The organism is Pasteurella canis (assembly GCF_020810675.1).
Classification (GTDB): domain Bacteria; phylum Pseudomonadota; class Gammaproteobacteria; order Enterobacterales; family Pasteurellaceae; genus Pasteurella; species Pasteurella canis.
Genome location: NZ_CP085871.1, coordinates 1,091,539 through 1,117,500 on the forward strand (window position 1 = coordinate 1,091,539; position 25,962 = coordinate 1,117,500).

Annotated in this window: 21 protein-coding genes, 1 tRNA gene and 2 rRNA genes (1 of these 24 only partly in view); 5 read left to right on the forward strand and 19 right to left on the reverse strand. The window is 36.9% G+C overall.

Features of this window, described 5'->3' with window-relative positions; genetic code table 11:
- Nucleotides 1–23 precede the first annotated feature (23 nt).
- Nucleotides 24–332 carry a trp operon repressor gene (trpR, locus tag K7G93_RS05110; protein WP_049213891.1) on the forward strand — a complete coding sequence of 103 codons (309 nt, stop codon included), beginning with the start codon at nt 24–26 and terminating at the stop codon, nt 330–332.
- On the forward strand, nt 310–1,047 hold the full coding sequence (gene mtgA / locus K7G93_RS05115; protein WP_226690583.1) for a monofunctional biosynthetic peptidoglycan transglycosylase: 738 nt from the start codon (nt 310–312) through the stop codon (nt 1,045–1,047). Before trpR ends, mtgA begins: the two co-directional genes overlap by 23 nt.
- A gap of 63 nt (nt 1,048–1,110) precedes the next feature.
- On the opposite strand, the gene fdx is transcribed toward mtgA, so the two are convergent.
- The 8 genes from fdx to trmJ all read right to left on the reverse strand — a co-directional run bounded on the left by fdx (nt 1,111) and on the right by trmJ (nt 7,479).
- Nucleotides 1,111–1,446: an ISC system 2Fe-2S type ferredoxin gene (fdx, locus tag K7G93_RS05120; protein ID WP_226690582.1), complete on the reverse strand. Its 336-nt coding sequence runs from the start codon at nt 1,444–1,446 to the stop codon at nt 1,111–1,113.
- Between the two features lie 21 nt (nt 1,447–1,467).
- Nucleotides 1,468–3,327 carry a Fe-S protein assembly chaperone HscA gene (gene hscA, locus K7G93_RS05125; protein ID WP_226690581.1) on the reverse strand — a complete coding sequence of 620 codons (1,860 nt, stop codon included), beginning with the start codon at nt 3,325–3,327 and terminating at the stop codon, nt 1,468–1,470.
- Nucleotides 3,328–3,474: 147 nt separating this feature from the next.
- Nucleotides 3,475–3,993 (reverse strand): Fe-S protein assembly co-chaperone HscB, encoded by a 519-nt coding sequence (hscB, locus tag K7G93_RS05130; protein WP_226690580.1) that lies wholly within the window; start codon nt 3,991–3,993, stop codon nt 3,475–3,477.
- Between the two features lie 43 nt (nt 3,994–4,036).
- Nucleotides 4,037–4,360, reverse strand: a complete 324-nt coding sequence (iscA, locus tag K7G93_RS05135; protein WP_049213886.1) for an iron-sulfur cluster assembly protein IscA — start codon at nt 4,358–4,360, stop codon at nt 4,037–4,039.
- A gap of 64 nt (nt 4,361–4,424) precedes the next feature.
- A complete protein-coding gene (gene iscU / locus K7G93_RS05140) occupies nt 4,425–4,811 on the reverse strand; it encodes a Fe-S cluster assembly scaffold IscU (protein ID WP_049213885.1) in 387 nt (128 codons plus the stop codon).
- 143 nt (nt 4,812–4,954) lie between these two features.
- Nucleotides 4,955–6,169 (reverse strand): IscS subfamily cysteine desulfurase, encoded by a 1,215-nt coding sequence (locus tag K7G93_RS05145; RefSeq protein WP_049213884.1) that lies wholly within the window; start codon nt 6,167–6,169, stop codon nt 4,955–4,957.
- A gap of 53 nt (nt 6,170–6,222) precedes the next feature.
- A complete protein-coding gene (gene iscR / locus K7G93_RS05150; protein ID WP_049213883.1) occupies nt 6,223–6,687 on the reverse strand; it encodes a Fe-S cluster assembly transcriptional regulator IscR in 465 nt (154 codons plus the stop codon).
- Nucleotides 6,688–6,762: 75 nt separating this feature from the next.
- On the reverse strand, nt 6,763–7,479 hold the full coding sequence (gene trmJ, locus K7G93_RS05155; RefSeq protein WP_226690579.1) for a tRNA (cytosine(32)/uridine(32)-2'-O)-methyltransferase TrmJ: 717 nt from the start codon (nt 7,477–7,479) through the stop codon (nt 6,763–6,765).
- 345 nt (nt 7,480–7,824) lie between these two features.
- Here trmJ and suhB point away from each other — a divergent pair, with 345 nt between their 5' ends.
- Complete coding sequence (suhB, locus tag K7G93_RS05160) at nt 7,825–8,628, forward strand: inositol-1-monophosphatase (protein WP_160531052.1); 804 nt, start codon at nt 7,825–7,827, stop codon at nt 8,626–8,628.
- Nucleotides 8,629–8,769: 141 nt separating this feature from the next.
- Here suhB and tnpA read toward each other — a convergent pair whose 3' ends face one another.
- The 5 genes from tnpA to metG all read right to left on the reverse strand — a co-directional run bounded on the left by tnpA (nt 8,770) and on the right by metG (nt 16,505).
- Complete coding sequence (gene tnpA, locus K7G93_RS05165) at nt 8,770–9,234, reverse strand: IS200/IS605 family transposase (protein ID WP_228400326.1); 465 nt, start codon at nt 9,232–9,234, stop codon at nt 8,770–8,772.
- A gap of 176 nt (nt 9,235–9,410) precedes the next feature.
- On the reverse strand, nt 9,411–10,001 hold the full coding sequence (locus K7G93_RS05170; protein ID WP_049213880.1) for an HI_1492 family protein: 591 nt from the start codon (nt 9,999–10,001) through the stop codon (nt 9,411–9,413).
- A gap of 151 nt (nt 10,002–10,152) precedes the next feature.
- Complete coding sequence (locus K7G93_RS05175; protein ID WP_226690517.1) at nt 10,153–12,009, reverse strand: ATP-binding protein; 1,857 nt, start codon at nt 12,007–12,009, stop codon at nt 10,153–10,155.
- A gap of 166 nt (nt 12,010–12,175) precedes the next feature.
- Complete coding sequence (rlmKL, locus tag K7G93_RS05180) at nt 12,176–14,329, reverse strand: bifunctional 23S rRNA (guanine(2069)-N(7))-methyltransferase RlmK/23S rRNA (guanine(2445)-N(2))-methyltransferase RlmL (RefSeq protein ID WP_228400516.1); 2,154 nt, start codon at nt 14,327–14,329, stop codon at nt 12,176–12,178.
- Between the two features lie 133 nt (nt 14,330–14,462).
- Complete coding sequence (gene metG / locus K7G93_RS05185) at nt 14,463–16,505, reverse strand: methionine--tRNA ligase (protein ID WP_226690515.1); 2,043 nt, start codon at nt 16,503–16,505, stop codon at nt 14,463–14,465.
- 181 nt (nt 16,506–16,686) lie between these two features.
- Here metG and apbC point away from each other — a divergent pair, with 181 nt between their 5' ends.
- On the forward strand, nt 16,687–17,799 hold the full coding sequence (gene apbC, locus K7G93_RS05190; RefSeq protein WP_226690520.1) for an iron-sulfur cluster carrier protein ApbC: 1,113 nt from the start codon (nt 16,687–16,689) through the stop codon (nt 17,797–17,799).
- Between the two features lie 135 nt (nt 17,800–17,934).
- Here apbC and rpsO read toward each other — a convergent pair whose 3' ends face one another.
- The 4 genes from rpsO to hutX form a co-directional block, all read right to left on the reverse strand.
- The gene (rpsO, locus tag K7G93_RS05195) at nt 17,935–18,204 is read right to left on the reverse strand and encodes a 30S ribosomal protein S15 (RefSeq protein ID WP_021035622.1); all 270 of its coding nucleotides are present in this window, start codon (nt 18,202–18,204) and stop codon (nt 17,935–17,937) included.
- Nucleotides 18,205–18,381: 177 nt separating this feature from the next.
- Nucleotides 18,382–21,297, reverse strand: a complete 2,916-nt coding sequence (locus K7G93_RS05200) for a TonB-dependent hemoglobin/transferrin/lactoferrin family receptor (protein ID WP_226690519.1) — start codon at nt 21,295–21,297, stop codon at nt 18,382–18,384.
- Nucleotides 21,298–21,351: 54 nt separating this feature from the next.
- Complete coding sequence (hutZ, locus tag K7G93_RS05205; RefSeq protein WP_226690518.1) at nt 21,352–21,870, reverse strand: heme utilization protein HutZ; 519 nt, start codon at nt 21,868–21,870, stop codon at nt 21,352–21,354.
- 21 nt (nt 21,871–21,891) lie between these two features.
- Nucleotides 21,892–22,383, reverse strand: a complete 492-nt coding sequence (hutX, locus tag K7G93_RS05210; RefSeq protein WP_160531058.1) for a heme utilization cystosolic carrier protein HutX — start codon at nt 22,381–22,383, stop codon at nt 21,892–21,894.
- A gap of 338 nt (nt 22,384–22,721) precedes the next feature.
- On the opposite strand from hutX, the gene K7G93_RS05215 reads away from it, so the two are divergent.
- Nucleotides 22,722–22,806: transfer RNA gene (locus K7G93_RS05215), tRNA-Leu, on the forward strand.
- A gap of 607 nt (nt 22,807–23,413) precedes the next feature.
- Here K7G93_RS05215 and rrf read toward each other — a convergent pair.
- Together rrf and K7G93_RS05225 are read right to left on the reverse strand one after the other, a co-directional pair.
- Nucleotides 23,414–23,529: ribosomal RNA gene (rrf, locus tag K7G93_RS05220) — 5S ribosomal RNA — on the reverse strand.
- Nucleotides 23,530–23,700: 171 nt separating this feature from the next.
- A 23S ribosomal RNA gene (locus K7G93_RS05225) occupies nt 23,701–25,962 on the reverse strand (it continues 635 nt past the right edge of the window).

Consider the following 25,962-nt stretch of genomic DNA (forward strand, 5'->3'; position numbering starts at 1 on the left):
CAGTCTAAAAAGGAGGGAAAATTATGTATCTCAGTCGTGACCTAGAACAATGGCATGCTTTTGTTGAAATGTTACGTATTGCATTTGAACAAGGCAAGGAACAAGATATTCTCACATTATTACTTACCCCTGACGAACGTGACTCTGTTGGTTTACGCTTACAGATCGTCGCACAATTATTGGATAAAAATATACCACAACGTGAAATCCAACAAAATCTCAATACCAGTGCAGCCACTATCACACGTGGTTCCAATATGATTAAAACAATGCCTCCAGAATTTATGGCTTGGGTTAAAGCACAATTAGATGAGCAAGCAAAAAAAGATTAAATATTTTCCTTTCTTAAGCTGTTGGTATCGAGTTAAAGCGATTATTTACCGCATTTTTGCGTTTTTCCTGTTTATTCTCGTAATAAGTACATTATTATTTCGAGTGGTTCCTATTCCTTTTTCATCTTATATGGTGCAAAAGAAATTAGAGAATTTACTGCAAGGTAATATTGATTATCCACTGAACTATCAATGGATTAATTTGGATAATATTGCTTGGGAAATGCAGCTTGCTGTGATTGCAAGTGAGGATCAGCGTTTCCCTCTCCATAATGGTTTTGACTGGCATGCAATTCAAACGGCACTACAACACAATATATCTAGTAGAACAATTCGCGGAGGTTCAACTATTAGCCAACAAACGGCTAAAAATTTATATTTATGGCATGGACAAAGCTGGCTACGTAAAGGTATTGAAGTGCCTACTACATTCCTATTAGAAACGCTTTGGCCAAAAAAGCGAATCCTTGAAGTTTATTTAAATATTGCGGAATTTGGACAAGGTATTTTTGGTGTAGAAGCCGCAAGCCAACATTACTTTGCTAAATCTGCTAAACAGCTTACTCAAGCCGAGGCAGCCTTACTTGCCGCAGTCCTCCCCAACCCAATCATCTTTAAAGCAGACAAACCTAGTGCTTATGTTAAGCGTAAACAAATGAGAATTTTGCGACAAATGAAATTATTAGGGAAAAATTATTTACAAAAATTAGATTAAAGGTGCGGTCTGTTTTGACAAAGTTTTAATAAATAAAGGCTCAACACCAGTTGAGCCTTTTGCTTACTCTTCACGAGCGTGATTAATAGTGTATTTTGGAATTTCTACAACGAGATCTTCTTTTCCGACTAAACATTGGCAGCTCAAACGACTGTCTACTTCAAGGCCCCAAGCCTTATCTAACATATCATCCTCATCTTCACTACTTTCATTCAAGCTATCAAATCCTTCGCGGATAATGACATGACAAGTAGTACATGCACAAGACTTATCACATGCATGCTCAATATCAATTCCTGCATCAAGTGCAATATCTAATAAATTCTCCCCTTCTGCCACATCTAAAGCCAAGCCTTCTGGGCAAAGATCATCATGGGGTAAAAAAACGACTTTTGGCATTTTCTATCCTATTTCTTTATATTATTTCTGATTAACAATATCATCAACAGCTTTCCCAGCTAATGCTGAGCGAATTGATTTATCCATTCTACGTGAAGCAAACTCTTGGGTTGCTAAGTCAAGGGCTTTTATCCCTTGCTTAATTGCTTGTGTATCCCCTTCTATTTGCAATCTTTCTAAAGACGTTATCGCATTTTTAACTGCGATTAACTCTTCATCATTCAATAAATCTTGGTCATAACTTAATGCAGAACGTATACTTTCTAATACACGTTCAGCTTCAACACGTTGTTCTGCTAATAAACGTACTTGAATATCTTCTTTTGCATTCAACATAGACGCTTTCAGCATATTCGTAATCTCATCATCTGTTAGTCCATAAGAAGGTTTAACTTGAATAGATGATTGTACCCCTGTAGATTTCTCCATCGCGGTAACACTTAATAAACCATCTGCATCAACTTGATATGTTACACGAACATGTGCCGCACCAGCTGTCATCGCAGGTATACCACGTAAACTAAAGCGCGCAAGCGATCGGCAGTCATTCACCATCTCACGTTCGCCTTGCACAACATGTACTGACATAGCTGTTTGACCATCTTTAAACGTCGTGAACTCTTGTGCACGTGCAACAGGTATGGTGGTATTGCGTGGAATAATTTTCTCCACTAACCCACCCATTGTTTCAATACCTAATGAAAGCGGAATAACATCCAGTAATAACATTTCTGTATCTGGCTTATTACCGACTAAAATATCTGCTTGAATCCCCGCACCTAAAGCGACTACTTTGTCTGGATCAATAGACGTTAATGGTTGTTGCTGGAAAAAGTTTGCGACTTGCTCACGCACAAAAGGAACACGTGTGGAACCACCAACCATTACGACTTCACATACCTCATCAATACTGACATTTGCGTCTTTTAGCGCTCGACGACAAGCGAACAAAGAACGCTTAACTAATGGCTCAATGAGTTGATTAAATTGCTCACGATGAATACACCCTTGCCAATCTTGATAAGTAATTTCAACTTCAATGTGATTAGTTAAAGCAATTTTAGTTTGAGTAGCTAATTCGGCTAATAACTGATGTTGCTGTGCAGTCTGTGGCTGCAGCCCAGATTGTTGTATGATCCAATTCATAAGTTGGTGATCGAAATCATCACCACCAAGCGATGTATCTCCTCCCGTTGCAAGGACCTCAAATACTCCTTTAGATAAACGCAAAATTGAAATATCAAAAGTCCCCCCACCAAGATCATAAACGGCAATCACTCCCTCTTGCCCACTATCTAATCCATAAGCAATTGCGGCAGCTGTTGGTTCATTTAATAAACGCAACACATTAATACCAGCAAGTTTTGCCGCATCTTTCGTACTTTGACGCTGAGCATCGTCAAAATAAGCAGGTACGGTAATTACTGCGCCAGAAAGTTTACCCGCTAAGCGTTGTTCCGCAAGTGCGGTCAGTTTTTTTAAAATTTCAGCAGATACTTCTACTGGACTCACTAATCCTTTCGCGGTTTGAATCAGAGGTAAACCATTTTCACTTGCTTCAAATTGATAAGGTAAATTTGGGTAACGTTGTTTTACATCCTCCAAACTACGACCAATTAAACGTTTAACTGAAATAATCGTATTATTCGGTGCCTGACTGGCTAATTCACTCGCTTCATAACCAACAATTACATTATCTTGTTGAAAATGCACAACTGATGGCACTAATGGGCGTTCTTTTTCATCTAATAAAATATCAACGGTGCCACTGCGTACCGTCGCAATTAAAGAATTTGTGGTTCCCAGATCAATACCAACAGCTAATTTATGTTGATGCGGTGCCGCACTTTGGCCAGGTTCTGCAATTTGAAGTAATGCCATCATTTATCTCTTGTTCAAATAATATTATTTTTATTATAGCCTGTTTTATTCTTTTTATTTAATAATCTACTCATCTAAGTGGGTAACATCGTTTGCCTAATCATATTTGAGTTTCCCCAAATGTAATCAGAGAAAATAGTACTCAACTTAAATATCTAATAGTGACTCTTCTACACGTTCAATTTCAACTAAGAGTTTTTTAATAAAGCGTAATTTATCATTAATTGCTTTAGCCTGTATCCACTGACGTTGTGTCAATGCAGTAGATAACTCCATTAGTATCACTTTTTGTACTTGTTCAATTTCTGCTGAAAAGTCCAGTAGCTTATCAGTATTGCGCTCACACTCAATTTCTTCTAAACACTCACGCCATTGCATTTGCTGCATTAAAAATGCCATATCCTGGTTACTTTTTTCTTCTTTATTTTCTTGTTCACCTGTATGGATAGCAATAATACTATCAGCGCGCAAAATCGGATCTTTTAATATCTGTAATGCATCATTCACTTCTGCAGATTTTTGTATTGCAAGACGTTGTTCTTGTGGGGAATGTGTAGTGTAATTATCGGGATGCAACGATTTTTGCAAAGCAAGATAGCGACTTGATAATGTAGTTTGATCAATATGAAAATCAACGGGTAAATCAAAAATCTTAAATGGATCCATCTTTAACTCAAATCAAGAATAAAATGAAAAATATATTTAGCATCTAAACGTGGAAACTTTCACCACAGCCACACTGCTCTTTAACATTAGGATTATTAAATTTAAAGCCTTCATTTAATCCCTCTTTCGCAAAATCTAGCTCTGTGCCATCAAGATAAACTAAGCTTTTAGTATCAACAATAATTTTTACGCCATACTGTTCAAATATGTTATCGTCTTCATGTAATTCATCTACAAACTCTAACACATAAGCTAATCCTGAACAGCCAGAGGTTTTAATCCCCAAACGCAAACCTATCCCTTTACCTCGATTAGCCAGAAAAGTTCTTACGCGATCTGCTGCCGCTTCAGTGAGAGAAATACCCATTAAGTTATCTACTCCATATTACTCTTTAATACTAATGGGGCAAATTTGCCCCACTTCATTCTAATTATTTAGCATCTTTTTTTGCTTTATAATCAGCAATCGCTGCTTTAATCGCATCTTCTGCAAGAATTGAACAATGTACTTTTACTGGGGGTAACTCCAACTCTTCAGCAATTTGACTATTTTTAATCGATTGTGCTTCATCTAATGATTTACCTTTTACCCATTCTGTAATTAATGAGCTTGAGGCAATTGCGGAACCACAGCCATAAGTCTTAAATTTCGCGTCTTCAATGATACCTTCATCATTCACTTTAATTTGAAGCTGCATTACATCACCGCAAGCAGGAGCCCCCACCATACCAGTACCAACATTAGAATCTTTTTTATCTAAAGATCCTACATTACGTGGATTCTCATAATGATCAATCACTTTTTCGCTATATGCCATTTTGTATTCCTTTCAGTTTTTTGAGAATTTCAAGTGTTTCTATTGACTCTTGCAATATGTAATTGCTTAAAATGAGTCAGAAGTAACCGCACTTTTTATTCTTTCTATTCGTAATTATGTTTATAAACACTTATTTTTAGTAATTAATGGTGAGTCCACTCAATTGTATTTAAATCGATCCCTTCTTTATACATATCCCAAAGAGGCGATAACTCACGTAACTTCTCTACTGCATTTTTAACTAAGTTAATAGTGTAATCGATCTCTTCTTCTGTTGTATAACGTCCCAACGTAAAACGAATTGAACTGTGTGCCAGTTCATCATTTAAGCCTAAAGCACGTAAAACATAAGAAGGCTCTAAACTTGCGGAAGTACAAGCAGAACCTGAAGAAACCGCAATATCACGTAATGCCATCATGAGTGATTCACCTTCAACATAGTTAAAACTAATATTTAAGTTACTATCTAAACGCTTCTCCATCGAACCATTTACATAAGTTTCTTCAATATCTTTTAAGCCATTATAGAGGCGATCACGTAGTGCTTTTAAGCGAGGCATCTCAGTTGCCATTTCTTCTTTACAAATACGATAAGCTTCACCCATACCTACAATTTGATGCACAGGTAATGTGCCTGAACGCATACCACGCTCGTGACCACCACCATGAATAATCGCTTCTAAACGCACGCGAGGTTTACGACTTACATATAGTGCACCAATTCCTTTTGGTCCATATAACTTATGACTTGACATTGACATTAAATCGACTTTTAGCTCTGCCAAATTAATCGGTAATTTACCTACACTCTGAGTTGCATCAACATGGAACAAAATTTTACGTGCACGGCAAAGCTCACCTATTGCAGCAATATCTTGAATAACACCAATTTCATTATTTACATGCATAATAGAAACTAAAATAGTATCATCACGCATCGTATTTTCTAGTTCTTCGAGATCAACTAAACCATCAGATTTTGGACTTAAATAAGTCACTTCAAATCCTTCACGTTCAAGCTGACGACAAGTATCTAAAACTGCTTTATGTTCAGTTTTACAAGTAATAATATGTTTACCTTTAGTTTGATAAAAATGAGCCGCACCTTTAATAGCTAAGTTATCAGACTCAGTTGCGCCTGAAGTAAAAACGATCTCACGCGAATCTGCACCGATTAAGTCAGCAATATGATTACGCGCAATATCTACTGCTTCTTCTGCTTGCCAGCCAAATTTATGTGAACGCGATGCTGGATTGCCGAAGTTTCCTTCAACAGTTAAATACTCCATCATTTTTTTAGCAACACGTTCATCTACTGGACAAGTTGCTGCGTAATCAAGATAAATAGGTAATTTCATTTCTTTCTCACTCCTAAAAAATTCATTTTTATGACCACTCATGAACAGGCGGCTTAATTATCTAATATAATTAAATTATCAAAATCCCCATGGAACTCTATTGTTGAGCATTTTTGACGATTTTGTTGAACTAATTCTGCAAGCGTAATTTCATTTAAAAAGTCTTCAATACGCTGGCTTAATTCTTTCCACAATGCATGAGTCAAACATTCAGCACCGTCTTGACAATCTCCTCGCCCTAAACAACGAGTTACATCAATGTTCTCATTTACTGCATTGATAACCATACCTACTGAAATTTTATCAGTCGATAGTCCTAATTGATATCCCCCACCAGGACCACGGACACTTTTCACTAATCCGTGTCGACGCAACTTCGCAAATAATTGCTCTAAATATGAGAGCGAAATATGCTGTCTTTCAGAAATATCAGATAAACTCACAGGGCCTCTGTTTGAATGTAACGCAATATCAAGAATCGCAGTTACCGCATAGCGTCCTTTAGAGGTTAATTTCATCTTTGTTTCCTTTAATTAATCAACAATTTTTGAATATTTACATATCATACTAAATTAGTCAACTATTCAAAAAAGCTATTTAAGCTGTTTTTTTACAGCAGAAAGCATGCCTTGCAAAATATTTAGCTCATTTTTTTCTAAACCAGAACGTAGATAAAACCGCCTTAATTTAGACATAACTCCTTGATTTTTAATAAAACCTAACTCTGTATAAAGTTGTTCTATATGCATAAAAAAATGTTCCATTTCTGCGCTATTTGGATAGATATTTTCTATTGTTGAAAGTGGTAGAGTTTTCTCTTTTTTTGATAAAAACGCCATACGTAGTTCATAACATACAAGTTGTACTGCCATTGCTAAATTTAGTGAAGAATATTCTGGATTAGCAGGAATGGTTAGGTGATAATGACATTTCAATAGTTCTTCATTAGTTAAGCCAATCCGTTCACGTCCAAAAACAATAGCTACTTGACTATTGATACTGTGTGTAATTGCTTTTACACCACATTCACGCGGTTCAATTAACGTACTTTGTAAATGACGTAATCTCGCACTCGTCCCAATAACTAAAGAACAATCTGCAATAGCCTCATCAAAACTAGTAACAGTTATTGCCTTTTTAACAACATCCTCAGCCCCCGCTGCAAGCGCAATTGCTTGATCATCAACAAGCTGCTTAGGTGCTACAAGATATAAAGACTGTAATCCCATGGTTTTCATTGCTCTCGCTGCTGAACCAATATTACCGCTATGTGAGGTTTCTACTAGAACAATTCGAATATTTTCTAACATATACTATATATCCATTTAAAGAGGCGTTATTCTAACATAATAACCACTATTTTTAGTCAGGAATTTGACGTTTTTTTATTAGAATATACATAAAAAAACTGGCGCAAATCCCATGTTATCTTCACTATTTTTATGTCAGTAAATTACACATGACTATTTCTTTTCATTTCCTACTGAAGTACATTCAAGATGATAAAAATATTTATGGAATATCATAACTATTGTTTAAACATAAATTTTGATAAACATGCGGGGCTCAAGTTAATTCAAATTCTTCTCGCTATCTTAGCTAAGATTGCCTATAATAGAAGCTCTTTTTATGTTCTTTAAAATCTGGTGGAAACAATGAATCCAATGTTAAATATCGCAATTCGTGCAGCACGAAAAGCGGGTAATGTAATTGCTAAAAGTTATGAGCGCCGTGATGATATCCAAACAACACTGAAAAATAAAAATGATTATGTCACAAATATTGATAAAGCATCTGAGCAAGCTATTATTGAAGTAATCAAAAAATCTTATCCTGATCATACAATTATCACAGAAGAAAGTGGTGCATTAGAAGGAAAAGATAGCGATGTACAATGGGTGATTGATCCGCTAGATGGTACAACAAACTTTGTAAAAGGTTTACCTCATTTTTCTATTTCTATTGCTATTCGAGTTAAAGGTCGCACTGAAGTCGGTGTAGTTTATGATCCAATTCGTAACGAGTTATTTACTGCTGTTCGTGGTGAAGGTGCTAAAGTTAATGATATGCGCTTGCGTGTTGATAGTAAATGTGAACTCTCAGGAGCAATAATTGCCACAGGTTTCCCATTTAAACAAACTCGTTTAATGCCAACTCAATTTGCTGTGATGAACAGCTTGATCACTGAAGCTGCGGATTTTCGTCGCACTGGTTCCGCCGCATTAGATTTGTGTTATGTCGCAGCAAATCGTCTTGATGCTTACTTTGAAATGGATATTAAGGCTTGGGATATTGCAGCAGGTGACCTAATTGTACGTGAAGCAGGTGGCTTGGTTTGCGATCTCCATGCTGGACATCATTATTTAACAGCTGGTCATGTTGTTGCTGCACCACCACGAGTGATGAAAGAAATGTTAAATAAAATTCAGCCTTGTTTAGGTGATATATTAAAAAAATAAAGGTAATACATATATAGTACATTATAAATAACAATCCGCCCGTAAAACGGGCGGTTTTTAGGCCACCCTATAAGGGCCTAGTACTTCACATGCCCCTCAAGGGGCATGTGAAGTCTGACAACCGTTCAATAACTCTGTTGCCTACCCCTTAAAGGGGTCCATATATTCTTTCTTCGATAAATTATCCTGAATCATATCTTCCTTTTCCTGATTTCGGATATATTCCTCTACAATTTTTGTATTTAAACCTACTGCACTTACATAATAGCCTTTCGCCCAAAAATTTCGATTCCCATACTTATATTTTAAATTTGCATGTCTTTCAAATATCATTAGCGATGACTTACCTTTTAAATACCCCATAAAACTTGAAACGGCCAGTTTTGGAGGTATCCTTAACAGCATATGGATATGATCTTTCATTGCATATGCCTCTATTATCTCTACATTCTTGTAGTGACATAATTGTCTTAGTATCCCTCCTATATCAACTCGCAATTTTCCATAAATTGCTTTTCTCCTATACTTAGGGATAAAGACTATGTGGTACTTACAGTTCCATCTTGTGTGTGATAGACTTGAATCGTCATTGGATTTACTTGCCATGACTTATCCTCCTATATGTTGAATTTTGGTTGTCAGCCTTGTTCATTATAGGAGGATGTTTTGTTCTGCTCACCGCTTAAGCTTTTCTGTTCCATACGCAAAGCGTATGGTTTTTATAGCTAGACTTTGTCTAGCTATAAATAAAAAAATACCCCAAGCTCTTGGGGTATTTTACTTTATAAATCTCTTAATAATGTTCGACGTTGTGGTCGCTCCTCTAACTTTTTCTCAAGCAGTAATAACTCAGGTGCAGAATAAATGATTTCTGCAGGTTGTGGAATATCATTATATGTTAACATCGTCAAAGCAACTGTTCCTTTAGCAAATTGATGTGTATCTAAAAAAGCAGTCTCATTTTTCTTACGTCGTTTTATCTTGCCTTGCAACAAATCTTCTTCAATTAAGTCTCGCTGTTCAACATGTGTCGGTTTACCATATTTTTCTTGTAAAACATGTAACAGTAACTCTGCTGGATATTTTGGGTATTCAGGCATACGTAACTCAATTACTTTTAATTGTCCACCAATAAAACGTAATCGAGCTAATGCATAACTATCATCGAAACGGAATTTATCACAAATCCAGTATCCACGCACAACTCGTCTCCAATCATCTGCCTCTGGTAAACGCCAATCTGTTTCACAGAGTTTTGTTTCTCTTGCCTGTTCAATCGTCATGCCAAATTTAAGTTCTTTATAGCCATCAATAGGAGAACTTGGTACAACTAAAGGCATTAGAAATACTGATAATACAGCGAATACTTTCATAGTGAGTCCTTAAAATAATTCATAATTGTGCAATAGAATAGCATTCATTCCCATATAATTAAAATGGTTAATATGCTGTTTTTCTTGCTAGTTAAATATATGTCAATAAAAAGCATATTGCTTAAAGAAAGACGAATATATTTTGTTAAATTTACTGTAAACAACTTAAATATTGTTCTAATTCTTCTACATCAGATAACCAAAGAGTAGCTAATTGTTCAACCCATTCTTCAATTTTTAATGTCCATTCTTCCTGCATTGGATCTTGTGCTTGTGCCGCAATCTGTTGTAACCGTTTCAATCCTACAGAAGCAGTCGCGCCCTTAATCTTATGTGCAACAGAAAGTACTTCTGCTTTCTTTGTTGGATCTTTTTGGTAGGCTGAAAATGCTCGTAATAATTCATTAATATAGCCAGGCATCGTTTCTTTAAACAACAGTAAATTATTCTGTGCAAAGCTCACCCCAAGCATCTCAAGTAGTTCATTTAACATTTTCATATCGAAATGAGATACTATAACATCATCTTTATTATTTATTGGTACATCTAGCTTAAGAGTATCCTCATCGCCAAAATATTCCATTAAACACGCTGTAAGCTCATCTAAAGAAAGTGGCTTACGTAATACATCGTCCATCCCATTTTCTTGATATTCTTTTTTGTTATGCATCACATTAGCAGTTAATGCAATCAACGGAGGGAGAAAATCATAATCCCCCTTTTCATAGCCTAAGCGGAGATGCTGTGCTACATCAAAGCCAGACATATCTGGCAATTGAATATCTAAAAGCAATAGATCGTAATATCCTTGCTCAAATTTTTCTATAGCCTGCTGTCCTGTCATCGCGACATCGACAGCATAACCTAATTTCTCTAATACTGATCTTGCTACAACAATATTCACTTCAATATCTTCAACTAATAAAATCTTTAAGGTTGTTGGAATCTGATTTTTAGCTGCTATTGGTTTTTCCACTTCATTAATAGGTAGAATTAAAGTAAAACAAGATCCCTTACCTATTTCGCTTGTAACGTATAAATCCCCACCCATTAATTGAGCAATGGTTTTTGAAACAGCTAATCCAATTCCACTCCCTAATAACGTATGCTTACTAGATTGTACTTGATAATACATTTCGAATATGTGTGGTAACTCATGAGGTGGAATACCAATCCCAGTATCTGTCACACTAAAAGCGATTTGATGAGCAGAAACTCGACTTACATTTAAGCTAACTTTACCTGTTTCTGTGAACTTCACTGCATTACTAATCAAATTCCACAAAATCTGACTTAAGCGAGCATAATCTAGCATCAACCAATTAGGCAGTTCATTATCACTGATCAACTGGAAACCTAACCTCTTCTGTTGAGTCATTAGACTAGCAAAATTACTGATATCATTTAAAAAACTATTTAATTCAACCTCTTTCAAATTTAATTCGATTTTACGAGCATCAATTTTTTCAAGATCGATAATATCGCTAAAAATATGTCCTAAGGAAATAGCACTAACATTGATTGTTTTCAGATAATTACGCTGCTGTTCCGTCAACTCCTCATCTAATAAAATACGACTTAAACCAATAATACCATTTAATGGTGTACGTAATTCATGACTAATAGTTGCCATTAAACGAGTTTTATCACGGCTTGTTTTCTCAATATTATCAAGTGCAATAGATAATTTTTTCTCAGCAATCACTCTTTCAGAGACTTCATTACGTAAATTATTGACTAATTGAGATAATCCTTGCCGAGAATGCTCTAATTTCTCAACTAAAACAGTAAAAAAATAAATAACGAACGGTGCAGAAATTAAACCAAAAGTAATAGATCGAATTAAGTCGCTCCAATAAACTTCTCCAATAATGAAAAAACTAAGTAAAGCTTGAGTACATAAAGCTAAAATAGCCAATACAATAAGCCCAAGAATAGAAAATTTTACACGCCCTAAACGAATCACCCAGTCCACATATTTTTGGGTAAAATATCTGATATTTTTCATATTAATTGATTTACTTCATCTTAATTTTATTTACGGTGCTTATTGTATCATCAAGTCAATAGCCGCAGAAGTGAACTATTTCTCAAATTCAATATTTTATTCTATATAAAAAAGCACCCCATTAACTAAGTTAATAGGGTGCTATAAATAAAAAGATAATGCTTCTTTAAGCTAAATTGATCAGCCAACAATTATGAATATGTTTATTACGCTCAAAATCGAGCGGTAATGTTTTTGCTGAAATTTCGACCGCACTTAAACCTAGATTAGCTAGCCCCATAAAATCCATTTTAAATCCACGTTTATTATTAGAAAAAACAATAGTTCCATTTGTACGTAAAATACGTTTCAAATGTGCCATCAATTTAATATGATCACGTTGAACATCCCAACTCTCCTCCATACGTTTTGAGTTAGAAAATGTGGGAGGATCAATAAAAATAAGATCAAATTGACGGTCACAATCGGCAAGCCATTGTAAGCAATCTGCTTGAATTAATTTATGCTGTTTACCTTGTAAGTCATTTAACAATAAATTTTGTTCAGCCCAATTTAAATACGTATTTGACATATCTACAGTTGTTGTTGACTTTGCACCACCTAATGCTGCATGAACCGTCGCAGAGCCTGTATACGCAAATAAATTCAAGAAATCTTTCCCTTCTGCCATTTCCCCTAACATTTTGCGGGTTAAACGGTGATCAAGAAATAATCCTGTATCAAGATAATCAGTTAAATTCACCCATAATTTTGCACCATATTCATTTACATAGAAATATTCACCTTTATTAGCTAATTTCTCATATTGATTCGTGCCTTTTTGTTTTTGACGTACTTTTAAAATTAATTTATTTGTTTCAACACCAGTGACTTGTAATGTCGCGGTCACCGCATCTAACAAACGCTGCCGTGCTTTATTTTCATCAATATTTTTAGGTGCTGCATATTCTTGTACGACAATATGATCATCGTAGCGATCTACCGCTAGGTTATATTCTGGCAGATCAGCATCATAGAGGCGATAAGCATTCAGACCTTGCTGATTTGCCCATTTTTCGACTTTTTTGATGTTTTTTTGCAGACGGTTAGCAAAATCGAGCGCAACAGGTGCCGCAGAAGTGTGATTAAATTCTAACGCATTTTCTACCGCACTTTTTTGTGATTCAGATGCCGAGCGAGCACTGATGTAGTAATTTTTTTGTACACACTCTAGCGGACCATTTTTGGCTTTAAATTGACGGTGTGAACGCAAACGTAAGCAGTCTAATAATGCAGGTCCTGCACTAAATACAGACACATTCCAGGCGGAAAATTGCTCTTTTAAACGCTGACCAAATACGGAATATAACGCAATTAATGCTGGAGTGGTGCCTAAACGCTCACCATAAGGTGGGTTACAAATTACTGTCCCTTTTTCCTCTGTAAATGGATTTTTTAATCCTGCCACATCACCTTGCTGCCATTGGATTAAATGAGCGACACCTGCATTTTGTGCATTACGTTTTGCTTTTTGTAATACTCGGTGGTCTAAATCAAAGCCATAAAAATTTGCTTTGTGTTCTCGGTTGAATTCTTGTTCTGCTAATGCCACCGCTTCACCTTTGACTTTATCCCAAGCACTTTGATTATGCCCTTTCCAAGAATCAAAGCCCCAATGTAAGCGATATAACTGCGGTGCAATTTTTGCTTGCATTTGTGCAGCTTCAATAAGCAACGTACCTGAGCCACACATAGGGTCTATTAATGGTGTACCAATTTGCCAACCAGAACGTAACACAATTGCCGCAGCTAATGTCTCACGTAAAGGTGCTTTACCTGTATCTTCACGATAGCCGCGCATATGCAACGCCTCTCCACTTAAATCTAAAGAAAGAACCAAATCTTCACGATTTAAATAAGCATGAATACGAATATCGGGATGATCTTTATCTACATTTGGACGAGCTTTTCCGAGACGTTCAAAATAATCCACAATTCCATCTTTCACACGCATTGCGCCAAATTGAGTATGACGAATCTCTCGGTTAGTGCCATTAAAATCGACTAAAAAACTTATTTTTTCATCAAAATAATCCAACCAATTTTGGTTAGTTACCGCCGAATATAAATCTAAATCACTGTAAATTTTACTTTCAACAATTAGTAATAGCACACGGGAGGCTAAGCGTGTCCAAAGCAATACACGATATAGTGCTTCATCATCAGCATAAAAGTGTACACCACCCTGCGTAATTTGGCATTCAATTGCGCCTAGTTCAGTCAGCTCATTTTTTAATAATTCTTCAAATCCACGTGCAGTGGTGGCAAAAAGTTGTTTCATAGGTAATCTCTACTCATAAAGTGATGTAGAATTATAACAGGTTTTAAACATGAAAAGAGAACGAAAAACAAAGTGCGGTCGAAACTGTTAAAATTTCTACCGCACTTTATAGACAACAAACGAATCAAGGAAACTATTTCACTTGCATTCCTGCTTTTGCACCTAAATCAACATCCAGTAAAAATAAATCACTACCACCCGTACCTGCACTTAAGATCATACCTTCAGATAAACCAAATTTCATTTTACGCGCTGCAAGGTTTGCAATCACGATAACAAAACGCCCTTCGAGCTCTTCTGGTTTTTGATAAGCTGCTTTAATACCCGAGAAGACCTGACGAGTATGATCACCTAAATCTAATTCGAAACGTAATAATTTATTCGACTCTGGTACAGCTTCACATTTAATCACTTTAGCTACACGTAAATCTAACTTAGCAAAATCATCAATTGTAATTATGTCTGCTATTGGTTCAATTGTAGTATGTTCTTTAGTTGTCTTAGCTTTCTCTGCGGCTTGTTGTGCTTCAAATTGTGCTTTCGTTTCACTCACAATTGCCTCAATATGTTTTGAGTCTAAACGCTGTGCCAAAGCTTTGAATGGCAAAATTTGATGATTTAATAATGGTTTATTTAGGCTTTTCCAACTCAACTCATCTTGTAAAAACGCTTCTGCACGTTCAATAATTTGTGGAATAACTGGCTTCAAGTAGATTGCTAACACGCGGAATAATTGCAAAGCCATTGAACAAACTGCTTGTAATTCAACATCACGACCTTCTTCTTTCGCAATTACCCAAGGGGCTTTGTCATCGATATATTTATTTGCTTTATCCGCTAATAACATCACCTCACGCACCACTTTACTGAACTCACGTTCTTCATAATAAGTGGCAATTTGTGCAGATTTTTCAACAAATTCTGCTAATAATTCTGGTTCAGCGATCTCTGCGGCTAATTTACCGTCAAAACGTTTTGTAATAAAACCAGCACTACGGGAAGCTAAATTAACAAATTTATTCACAACATCTGCATTTAAACGTTGTACGAAATCTTCAAGATTTAAGTCTAAATCTTCAATGCGGTTGTTTAATTTTGCAGCGTAGTAATAACGTAAATATTCCGGTGCTAAGTGGCGTAAATAAGTGGATGCTTGGATAAATGTACCACGAGATTTTGACATTTTCACACCATTTACGGTGACATAACCATGCGCAAATACGTTAGTAGGTTTGCGTAAATCACAACCTTCTAACATAGCTGGCCAAAACAGGCTATGGAAATAAACGATGTCTTTCCCGATAAAATGATAAAGCTCGGCAGTGCTGTCTTTTTTCCAGAAATCATCAAAATTTAGACCGCGCTTATTGCATAGGTTTTTAAACGATGCCATATAGCCAATCGGCGCATCTAACCAAACATAGAAATACTTGTCTTCTGTATCTGGAATTTTAAAACCAAAATAAGGTGCGTCACGAGAAATATCCCACTGTTGTAAACCCGACTCAAACCATTCTTGCATCTTATTAGCAATTTCTGGTTGTAATGAACCCGATTTTATCCATTCTTTTAACATGCCTTCAAATGCAGGTAAATCAAAGAAAAAATGCTCTGAGTCTTTTAAAACAGGCGTGGCACCAGATACCACAGAACGTGGATTGATCAATTCTGTTGGGCTATAAGTCGAAGAGCAAACCTCACAATTATCACCATATTGATCTTCAGCCTTACATTTAGGGCAAGTGCCTTTCACGAAACGATCTGGCAAGAACATCCCTTTTTCTGGGTCAAATAATTGTGAAATTGTGCGGCTTTTAATGAAACCATTAGTACGTAACTTTCTATACATTTCCGCGGTTAGCGCTTCATTTTCAGGACTATGCGTTGAATGATAATTATCATAACTAATATTAAATCCCTCAAAATCAGCCACATGATCTGCTTTTGAGCGTGCAATTAACTCTTCAGGTGTAATACCTAATTTATCCGCATTCAGCATAATCGGTGTACCATGTGCGTCGTCGGCACAGATAAAATGTACATTATTTCCCCGCATACGCTGAAAACGAACCCAAATATCAGCTTGGATATGCTCAAGTAAATGCCCTAGATGAATTGCGCCATTAGCATAAGGTAAGGCACAAGTAACTAAAATATTTCGCGCTGAATTTGCCATTGATTATTCCTATATTTTTTACTCAAAAATTGGCGCTTATGTTACCTTATCAACGGTATTTTTTCCAGTTTAACTGTTCTTTTCCATATTTCTGCTTAACAGTTGCAGAGGTTCGTGGTTAAATATTGTTGAGTGATTAACTAAGGCTTGAATGAGCCAGAAAAATAACAGGATAAAATCAATGGGAATTTTATTTTCAGATAGTTTAAATGATAGTCAAAAAGAGGCGATTCAAAATATATTTAAACAATTTCAACATCCAAGCTTACAAAAAGATTTAGTGGCGTTAAACTCTATCAAAAAAATTGAAAAAGGCGGCAATACATTACGTATCGAAATCCAAATGCCATTTGCGTGGAATACTGGATTTAAGCAACTTAAATCAGCACTGACAGAATCATTGCTTAAAGCAAGCGAAAGCCAAGAAATTAAATGGCAATTAAATTATCAGATTGCGACATTAAAACGTGCGAATAATCACCCTGCTGTCAAAGGTGTGAAGAATATTATTGCGGTGACCTCAGGTAAAGGTGGTGTCGGAAAATCAACCGTCTCTGTAAACTTAGCAATTGCACTGCAAAAACAAGGTACTCGAGTGGGTATTTTAGATGCAGATATTTATGGTCCATCAATTCCACATATGTTAGGCGTTGCAGATCAACGTCCAACCTCACCTGATAACAAACATATCACACCAATCCAAGCACATGGCTTATTTGCTAACTCCATTGGTTTCTTAATGGAGGCGGACAGTGCGACGATTTGGCGTGGTCCTATGGCAAGTAGCGCATTAAGTCAATTACTACAAGAAACTTTATGGCCAGATTTAGATTATTTAGTGATTGATATGCCTCCTGGGACTGGAGATATCCAATTAACACTTTCACAGCAAATTCCTGTCACGGGTGCTGTTGTCGTCACTACACCACAAGATATCGCATTACTTGATGCAATTAAAGGTGTTGCAATGTTTGAACGTGTATCTGTACCAGTACTCGGCATTATCGAAAATATGTCAATGCACATTTGTAGCAACTGCGGTCACCACGAAGCTATTTTTGGCACAGGCGGCGCAGAAAAAATTGCAGAAAAATACAATGTTAAAGTGTTAGGTCAACAACCATTACACATTCGCTTACGTGAAGATCTTGACAAAGGTACGCCAACTGTTTCGGTTGCGCCAGAAAGTGAAATTACACAATCTTTTATGCAACTAGCCGAAAAAGTTGCCTCAGAACTTTACTGGCAAGGTTCAGTAATTCCAAGTGAAATCATGTTTAAGGAAGTGAAATAAAATTTGCTAAAATCGACCGCACTTACATTTAACTCCAGAAAAGTGCGGTGACTTTTATAAAAATTTTATTAATACAAGATAACAAAAAAGCCCTCAATATTGAGGGCTTTTTTAGGGTATATATCCTAATCGAGATTAGCGACGTAAACCTAAACGAGCGATAGTTGAAGTGTAAAGCTCAAGATTAGTACGTTTTAAATAATCTAAAAGTTTACGACGACGAGAAACCATACGCAATAAACCACGACGACCGTGGTGATCTTTTTTATGTTCAGCAAAGTGAGCTTGTAAATGGTTGATTTGTGCAGTTAATAAAGCGATTTGCACTTCTGATGAACCAGTATCTTTTGCATCACGACCAAACTCAGCAACGATTGCTGCTTTTTTTTCTGTACTTAGAGACATTTGATAACTCCTAAAAGTTAAGTTAAACATACATCGCTAGCCGATCTCTAATTCAGCCACGACAAGGAGTGTGAATTTTAGCATTGATGAGGATAAAAGCAATAAAATCTTTATAAAAACTCACCGCAAACTTTGAGCAAAAAAGAAAGCCTGCTAAACAGGCTTTCTCTAGTTTAATTAAAACGTAATTTCTGCACTCAATTTATAGTTTCTACCTGGTGAATAAAAACGATTAATACCTGCACCTGTTTTTTGATTAATCAAGTTACTTGTCCCAAATGGCTTAATTGAACGAGCAGACTCCCAAGTTAAATATTTACGGTCAGTCAAGTTATATACACCAAACTGTAAAGTCACATTTTTAACTGGTTTTACATAAGTAACAAAATCAACCAACGTATAGTCATCACTACGCCATCTAATTGCACTGTCTTTATAACCTTGTTCCTTATAAAACATATTATAAGTATCTTTAGCTTTCTTCGCACTAACATGGGTTACATATAAGTCTGCACCAAATCTCTGCTCTTTATGATCATACCCTAATCCAATAACAGAGGTTTTTGGTTGAATTGCATTCATTGGTCTATTACCATCTAAACGTCCTCTTTGATAAGTAAATTTATAACTTAAATTAAAACCATCTAACTTCTCAAAGAAATAACCAATATTCAAGCGAGAATTAATCTCAACGCCTTTCACTTTTGCGCGATCTACGTTTACATTCTGATAGACTTGGAAATCTCTTGCTTGTGCCTGACCACCTACAGAATTAGATAAATTTCGTGATCCTAGATAAGCTAAATCAATAAAGTGGCGATATTTAGTTTGAAATACACTTGTACTGAAAAAGCCCCAATCATGGTGGAAAGTCAAAGCAATCTCTTGGTTTTTTGCTTCTTCTGGCTTCATATTTGGATTCGGTAAAATCGTAAAGTCAGGATGCTTAAACGTAAAATACAATTCATCTGAGGTAGGTGCTCTAAAGCCTTTTGAATATTTTACTTGAAGTCTTACAAAATCCAGTGGATCAAAAGTCGCACCTAAAGAATAAGAATGCTTTTTAAATTTCTTTTCTTGTGCGATATAAGCAATATTGTCCTCTGCATTCTTACGAATTTGCTCAGGCGTATAAATAGGGTTTCCTCGCCAATCTTTTTTATCCGTTGGAGGAAGCGGAACAAATAATTCTCTAACCATATCATCCGCAATCTTAGGTGTAACTCCAGGAATATATTCAGGTTGATAATTAATATCATCATAACGATAACCTAAATCTACACTTAACATATCATGTAGTTTAACAGTATCCGCAAAATACAATGACTTGGTTGTTGTTTCTACAGGAATTAAGAAAGAGGTTTTGGGTTCATGACGTGGACAAAGCAATCCATTAAAAGAGGAGCTGGTTTTACAATCTCTTAATTTACCAGAAAAATCTTTTCCTAATGTTTTTTCTGCCCACCAAGTCGGATTACTTCCATCATAACCTGCCTTATTGACCATTTCTTTATTTGTTTTAGAATAAATACCACCATAAGAAACATTATTATTAATATCAAATAAAGAAAAATCTTTGGTTAAATCTAGATTAATTTGCTTTGTATTTGTATTTAAATCACGTTCTTTATAATCAAATGGGCGATAACCTTGCGAATTAGGTAAAATAATATGATAACGCCCATAGTTACTATCTTCATAAGTTGCAAACTTCTTACCATTTATTTCCATAAACTTATTTAAAGTGATTTCTGCTTTTTCTGGAGCTTGAGATGAATAGCGATACTTATAAGCAGTCAAGGGTTTATTACAATCAAAAATAGAACAATCTAACCAAAAATTAGATTCACCTAATTGCTTACCGATGAAAGCTGCATTATTTGTCCCTTTATCAGTAACAAAAGGATTACCATTTTTATCTAAAATTTGATGAGTACCATCTCTTAATCCTAACTGAATAGGATTGCCTTCACGATCAACAATTTGCCCATCTTTTAGTTGTAATCCTAACGGATTCTTATAAGAATCACATTTCTCATTACCATCACAGTAATCTTCTGTTCTCGCTCTGGTCGTGATTTTTTGTTGAGAATAAGTCAGTTTTAAAGTATCCCAAAATGGTGTCACTGTATAATTCTCATAAGTAAATGATAAATTTTTACGTTTTACTCTATCATTTGAATGACGAGATTCTTTTTCATCATAAGTTAAATAATTAGATTGTGGCTGTAGGGAATAAGAACGATCATGACCACGTGTATGAGTTTGATATAAGTCCGAAGCAACTGTAAAACGATGATTATCGGTAGGAGAAAAAGAGAATTTTACTAAAGTACTATCTTTAGTAATCGTATATGGATCTGTTTTTTCTCTTTCTTTTCCTTGGATGTCCATAGCATATTTATAATCATAATTTTCTAGCTCATGTCCATGGCGTTTTGTATGCATAAATAATACATCAAAGTATTTATAACGACCTGCTACAGTAACTCCATTCAACCCTTGATCATCTGCTGTACTATAACCTGTTTTATAACCAAGATGCCAATCTTTCTCGGTTAAAAAGTCTCTGGCATCTTTTGTCTCAAATAACACTGCACCGCCAAGAGAGCCACTACCTACTTTGACTGAATCTGCGCCTTTTGCAATCTTCGCAACTTTTAATGTTTCAACCTCAACACTATTTCTTGTATTATTAAAATTGCCATACCCCTCAAAAAGCTCTTTGAAACCTTGTGAAGAGAGTGTTTCTGCTTGGTGTAAACCGTCTACAGTAATCGCAACACGGTTTTCATCAACACCACGAATAGCATAGCCACTTGACCCGAAACGACCAGCTTCAACAACACTGACACCTGTCTCATAACGAACTAAATCACGACTATCTTGAACTTGCTGACGCGTTAAAACTGAAGAAGTTTTTACTGTCTCACCAATTTTTTTCTCTTTTATATCTATAACATCTTGTTGAGAAGTCACAGTAATAGTATCTAACGATTCTGTTTCTTCATTTGCAAAAACAAAACCACAGTAACTAAATACAGCCAAAGTAATCAACGAAAGCTTTACTTTTTTATTCATTACAATTGTCATAATATTTTCCTGAAATAAATTAATATACCCTAAAAGAATAACTCTAAAAGCTTTCTAATCTTCTAAATGACCTTCGTCTAAATGAACAAAACTAACCAGATCATCATTACTCACTTGGAAAGCTTGGCCAAAGCCTTTAACAAATAAACCTTGAGTTGGTTTAAAACTAAATAAATGAAAATCTTTCATTTTTGATAACTCATCAATCAAATTGCCTTGCCTTGTTTTTAATGCTGCAATACTTTCTTTCCATTCATCTGTTTCACGTTCAATAATTCTCACTGTTGCATCAAAAGAAAGTCGACGACGTGCAAAAATCTGACGACTTTTACTTTCGTCCTCAATTAACATTAATGAAACTTTTGGCACCTCTTGTAAATTACGAGCATGGCGTGCGATTGTTGAAATGAAGACTTGATATTCACCATTATTAATAGCGAAAGGTGCATAACTGACATTAGGGTTACCATCTTCTCCTACTGTTGCTAACATAATGGTTTTACATTGTGCTTTTAACTCTTGAATCTCTGGTCCTAAACGATTTTGTAATACTTCTTGACGATTTGCTGTCATTGTTTTTCCTTAGTTTACTGCTTAAATAAATTGTTTAAATTTTTCCACTTGCTCTGGAAACAATTGGCGCTCTTCATCACGCCCTAAATAAATTTTAAAAATAGTTTGTCCATTATTAGCAATAAATGCGATGTTATAGCTTTCTTTACCACGGAAAGGTAAACTAACAAAAGCAATTTTATCGATATTATCTAACTTTAAATGCCCATGTAATGCGCCCTCATCTCCCTTCATATTTAAATTGTAATAACCTCTTCCAATCATACCTGTTGGAAAACGATCCTTGATTTCAAAAATAGAACCTTCTTTTTCGATGATAGTCGTAAAAGTCCCCCATTTACTCACTTCAGCCAAAATTTCTTCTGTTCTTATTCCAGCAAAAATGCGTACAAAAGCATCAGGCAAAGCACACAAAATCTTACCTTCTGGCTGATTAAAATGCGCTGCCATATCCAATGTAATTGCCATTGGATTTTCTGTAATATAGTCTGCAACTTGTTGTTTAAGAGTCATTGTTTTTTGATCCTCAATAAAAAAACTATTATAAAAAACCACTCAATAATAGTATTGATAATAATTATTAATTATATTTGTGATTGGCACTTTTTTCAAAAAAAACTTACATCTTTTTGAAAAAAATATGATAAATATCGAAGAGTTAGGATAAAAAATCGAGGCACAATCACCCATTTTTTATAGGTATTTGAGTTACAACACGTTCAAATATCAATATGGAAAATAGAAACGGTGAAAATAAGTACAATTAATACTCACACTATAATTTTTTACTTGTAACCAACCATTGAATAGGTATAATGTCCAACAACTTTTGAAGACTATTCACCGTTGCTGCCTGGGTGGCGAAATTGGTAGACGCAGTTGATTCAAAATCAACCGCCTTCGGGTGTGTCGGTTCGAGTCCGACCCTAGGCACCATTGATAAATAGTTTCAAAATAAAAAAGTCACTCTTTTTTTTAAAGAGTGACTTTTTTATATATAAAATATTTTTCTTCTATATCTTACCAAAGCCTCCATAATACTCACTTCAACTCTCAGCACACACTATTTTATCTACATATCAGCGTTCACATATGTATGTGATTAGTTAGACTAAAAGTGAAAGTGAAAGTGAAAGGCTATTTAAGTAGACATTGGTTGAGATAGTGTAGAGTTGAAACAAGCTTCTTCACTGATACATTTATAATTGAAATAAAGTGAAACTAACGTAGTCTAACAACGACCCTTACGAATTCTAAGTCAGGGATGACTCAAGAAAGTAAAGAGAAAAAGAAGAAAAGATAAACTAAGGGATGTAAAATGACAAACGAAGAGATATAAAATGAAGTAAGCTGAAGTAAAAAGAGGCTGTGCTTTGTTTTAGTTTGCTTTGGTTTGGCTTGATTTGGTTTGATTTGCTTAGTCTTGTCTGCTTTAGCTTTATCTGATTTTATTCCAACTAGATTTTTTCCGCTGCCACTTTATCTCACCCCCCTTCCCATAACAAAAAACCCCAGGTATCTCTACCTAGGGCCTCTCATTTCTACCTGGCGGTGTCCTACTCTCACATGGGGAAACCCCACACTACCATCGGCGTTACAGCGTTTCACTTCTAAGTTCGGCATGGAATTAGGTGGGTCCACTGCACTATCGCCGCCAAGATAATCCTGTTTGATGATTTACTCTCATCTCGCTCTTCACATCTTCATACTCTACCCTCATCCAGTACAGTATAAGATTCTCAATTGTCAACAAGCTGAACTACTATCCTTTCTCTCCAACCCCTACAGTCAGAAACATGTCGTCTTGTATTAAAAATACTTGAGCGTTGTATAGTTAAGCCTCTCGGGCAATTAGTATCTGTTAGCTCAACGTCTCGCAACGCTTACACACCAGACCTATCTACGTCGTAGTCTACAACAACCCTTACTGACTCTAAGTCAGGGATGACTCATCTTAAGGCAAGTTTCGTGCTTAGATGCTTTCAGCACTTATCTCTTCCGCATTTAGCTACCCAGCAATGCCTCTGGCGAGACAACTGGAACACCAGTGATGCGTCCACTCCGGTCCTCTCGTACTAGGAGCAGCCCCTTTCAATCATCCAACGCCCACGGCAGATAGGGACCGAACTGTCTCACGACGTTCTAAACCCAGCTCGCGTACCACTTTAAATGGCGAACAGCCATACCCTTGGGACCTACTTCAGCCCCAGGATGTGATGAGCCGACATCGAGGTGCCAAACACCGCCGTCGATATGAACTCTTGGGCGGTATCAGCCTGTTATCCCCGGAGTACCTTTTATCCGTTGAGCGATGGCCCTTCCATTCAGAACCACCGGATCACTATGACCTGCTTTCGCACCTGCTCGACTTGTCTGTCTCGCAGTTAAGCTTGCTTATACCATTGCACTAACCTGACGATGTCCGACCGTCATTAGCAAACCTTCGTGCTCCTCCGTTACGCTTTGGGAGGAGACCGCCCCAGTCAAACTACCCACCAGACACTGTCCGAGTACCCGTTTCAGGCACTTCGTTAGAACATCAAACGTTAAAGGGTGGTATTTCAAGGACGCCTCCAACAACACTGGCGTGTCATCTTCAAAGGCTCCCACCTATCCTACACATCAAAATTCAATGTTCAGTGTCAAGCTATAGTAAAGGTTCACGGGGTCTTTCCGTCTAGCCGCGGGTACACCGCATCTTCACGGCGATTTCAATTTCACTGAGTCTCGGGTGGAGACAGCCTGGCCATCATTATGCCATTCGTGCAGGTCGGAACTTACCCGACAAGGAATTTCGCTACCTTAGGACCGTTATAGTTACGGCCGCCGTTTACTGGGGCTTCGATCAGGAGCTTCTCTTTCGATAACACCATCAATTAACCTTCCAGCACCGGGCAGGCATCACACCCTATACGTCCACTTTCGTGTTTGCAGAGTGCTGTGTTTTTAATAAACAGTTGCAGCCAGCTGGTATCTTCGACCGGTTCAACCTTCAATCGCGAGGATTTACAATCTACGCCGGCGCACCTTCTCCCGAAGTTACGGTGCTATTTTGCCTAGTTCCTTCACCCGAGTTCTCTCAAGCGCCTGAGTATTCTCTACCTGACCACCTGTGTCGGTTTTCAGTACGGTTTAGATAAACCTGAAGCTTAGTGGCTTTTCCTGGAAGTGTGGTATCAGTTACTTCAGTGCCGTAGCACCTCGTCATCAGCTCTCAGTGTTGTATAAGAGACCGGATTTGCCTAATCTCTCCACCTACCACCTTAAACGACCATCCAACAGGTCGATAACCTAACCTTCTCCGTCCCCACATCGCAGTTTATCCAAGTACGGGAATATTAACCCGTTTCCCATCGACTACGCTTTTCAGCCTCGCCTTAGGGGCCGACTCACCCTGCCCCGATTAACGTTGGACAGGAACCCTTGGTCTTCCGGCGAACGAGTTTTTCACTCGTTTTATCGTTACTTATGTCAGCATTCGCACTTGTGATACGTCCAGCAAACCTCTCGATTCACCTTCATCCGCTTACACAACGCTCCCCTACCCAACAGAATAAATTCTGATGCCGCAGCTTCGGTGCTATATTTAGCCCCGTTACATCTTCCGCGCAGGCCGACTCGACTAGTGAGCTATTACGCTTTCTTTAAATGATGGCTGCTTCTAAGCCAACATCCTAGCTGTCTAAGCCTTCCCACTTCGTTTCCCACTTAATATAGACTTTGGGACCTTAGCTGGCGGTCTGGGTTGTTTCCCTCTCCACGACGAACGTTAGCACCCGCCGTGTGTCTCCTGAGTATCACTCTTCGGTATTCGCAGTTTGCATCGGGTTGGTAATCCGGGATGGACCCCTAGCCGAAACAGTGCTCTACCCCCGAAGGTGTCCGCTCAAGGCTCTACCTAAATAGATTTCGGGGAGAACCAGCTATCTCCCGGTTTGATTGGCCTTTCACCCCCAGCCACAAGTCATCCGCTAATTTTTCAACATTAGTCGGTTCGGTCCTCCAGTTAGTGTTACCCAACCTTCAACCTGCCCATGGCTAGATCACCGGGTTTCGGGTCTATACCTTGCAACTAAAACGCCCAGTTAAGAC

Coding starts and splice junctions, on each gene's coding strand:
- trpR (WP_049213891.1), top strand. CDS start 24: ATGTATCTCAGTCGTGACCTAGAACAATGGCATGCTTTTGTTGAAATG.
- mtgA (WP_226690583.1), top strand. CDS start 310: ATGAGCAAGCAAAAAAAGATTAAATATTTTCCTTTCTTAAGCTGTTGG.
- fdx (WP_226690582.1), bottom strand. CDS start 1,446: ATGCCAAAAGTCGTTTTTTTACCCCATGATGATCTTTGCCCAGAAGGC.
- hscA (WP_226690581.1), bottom strand. CDS start 3,327: ATGGCATTACTTCAAATTGCAGAACCTGGCCAAAGTGCGGCACCGCAT.
- hscB (WP_226690580.1), bottom strand. CDS start 3,993: ATGGATCCATTTAAGATTTTTGATTTACCCGTTGATTTTCATATTGAT.
- iscA (WP_049213886.1), bottom strand. CDS start 4,360: ATGGGTATTTCTCTCACTGAAGCGGCAGCAGATCGCGTAAGAACTTTT.
- iscU (WP_049213885.1), bottom strand. CDS start 4,811: ATGGCATATAGCGAAAAAGTGATTGATCATTATGAGAATCCACGTAAT.
- K7G93_RS05145 (WP_049213884.1), bottom strand. CDS start 6,169: ATGAAATTACCTATTTATCTTGATTACGCAGCAACTTGTCCAGTAGAT.
- iscR (WP_049213883.1), bottom strand. CDS start 6,687: ATGAAATTAACCTCTAAAGGACGCTATGCGGTAACTGCGATTCTTGAT.
- trmJ (WP_226690579.1), bottom strand. CDS start 7,479: ATGTTAGAAAATATTCGAATTGTTCTAGTAGAAACCTCACATAGCGGT.
- suhB (WP_160531052.1), top strand. CDS start 7,825: ATGAATCCAATGTTAAATATCGCAATTCGTGCAGCACGAAAAGCGGGT.
- tnpA (WP_228400326.1), bottom strand. CDS start 9,234: ATGGCAAGTAAATCCAATGACGATTCAAGTCTATCACACACAAGATGG.
- K7G93_RS05170 (WP_049213880.1), bottom strand. CDS start 10,001: ATGAAAGTATTCGCTGTATTATCAGTATTTCTAATGCCTTTAGTTGTA.
- K7G93_RS05175 (WP_226690517.1), bottom strand. CDS start 12,009: ATGAAAAATATCAGATATTTTACCCAAAAATATGTGGACTGGGTGATT.
- rlmKL (WP_228400516.1), bottom strand. CDS start 14,329: ATGAAACAACTTTTTGCCACCACTGCACGTGGATTTGAAGAATTATTA.
- metG (WP_226690515.1), bottom strand. CDS start 16,505: ATGGCAAATTCAGCGCGAAATATTTTAGTTACTTGTGCCTTACCTTAT.
- apbC (WP_226690520.1), top strand. CDS start 16,687: ATGGGAATTTTATTTTCAGATAGTTTAAATGATAGTCAAAAAGAGGCG.
- rpsO (WP_021035622.1), bottom strand. CDS start 18,204: ATGTCTCTAAGTACAGAAAAAAAAGCAGCAATCGTTGCTGAGTTTGGT.
- K7G93_RS05200 (WP_226690519.1), bottom strand. CDS start 21,297: ATGACAATTGTAATGAATAAAAAAGTAAAGCTTTCGTTGATTACTTTG.
- hutZ (WP_226690518.1), bottom strand. CDS start 21,870: ATGACAGCAAATCGTCAAGAAGTATTACAAAATCGTTTAGGACCAGAG.
- hutX (WP_160531058.1), bottom strand. CDS start 22,383: ATGACTCTTAAACAACAAGTTGCAGACTATATTACAGAAAATCCAATG.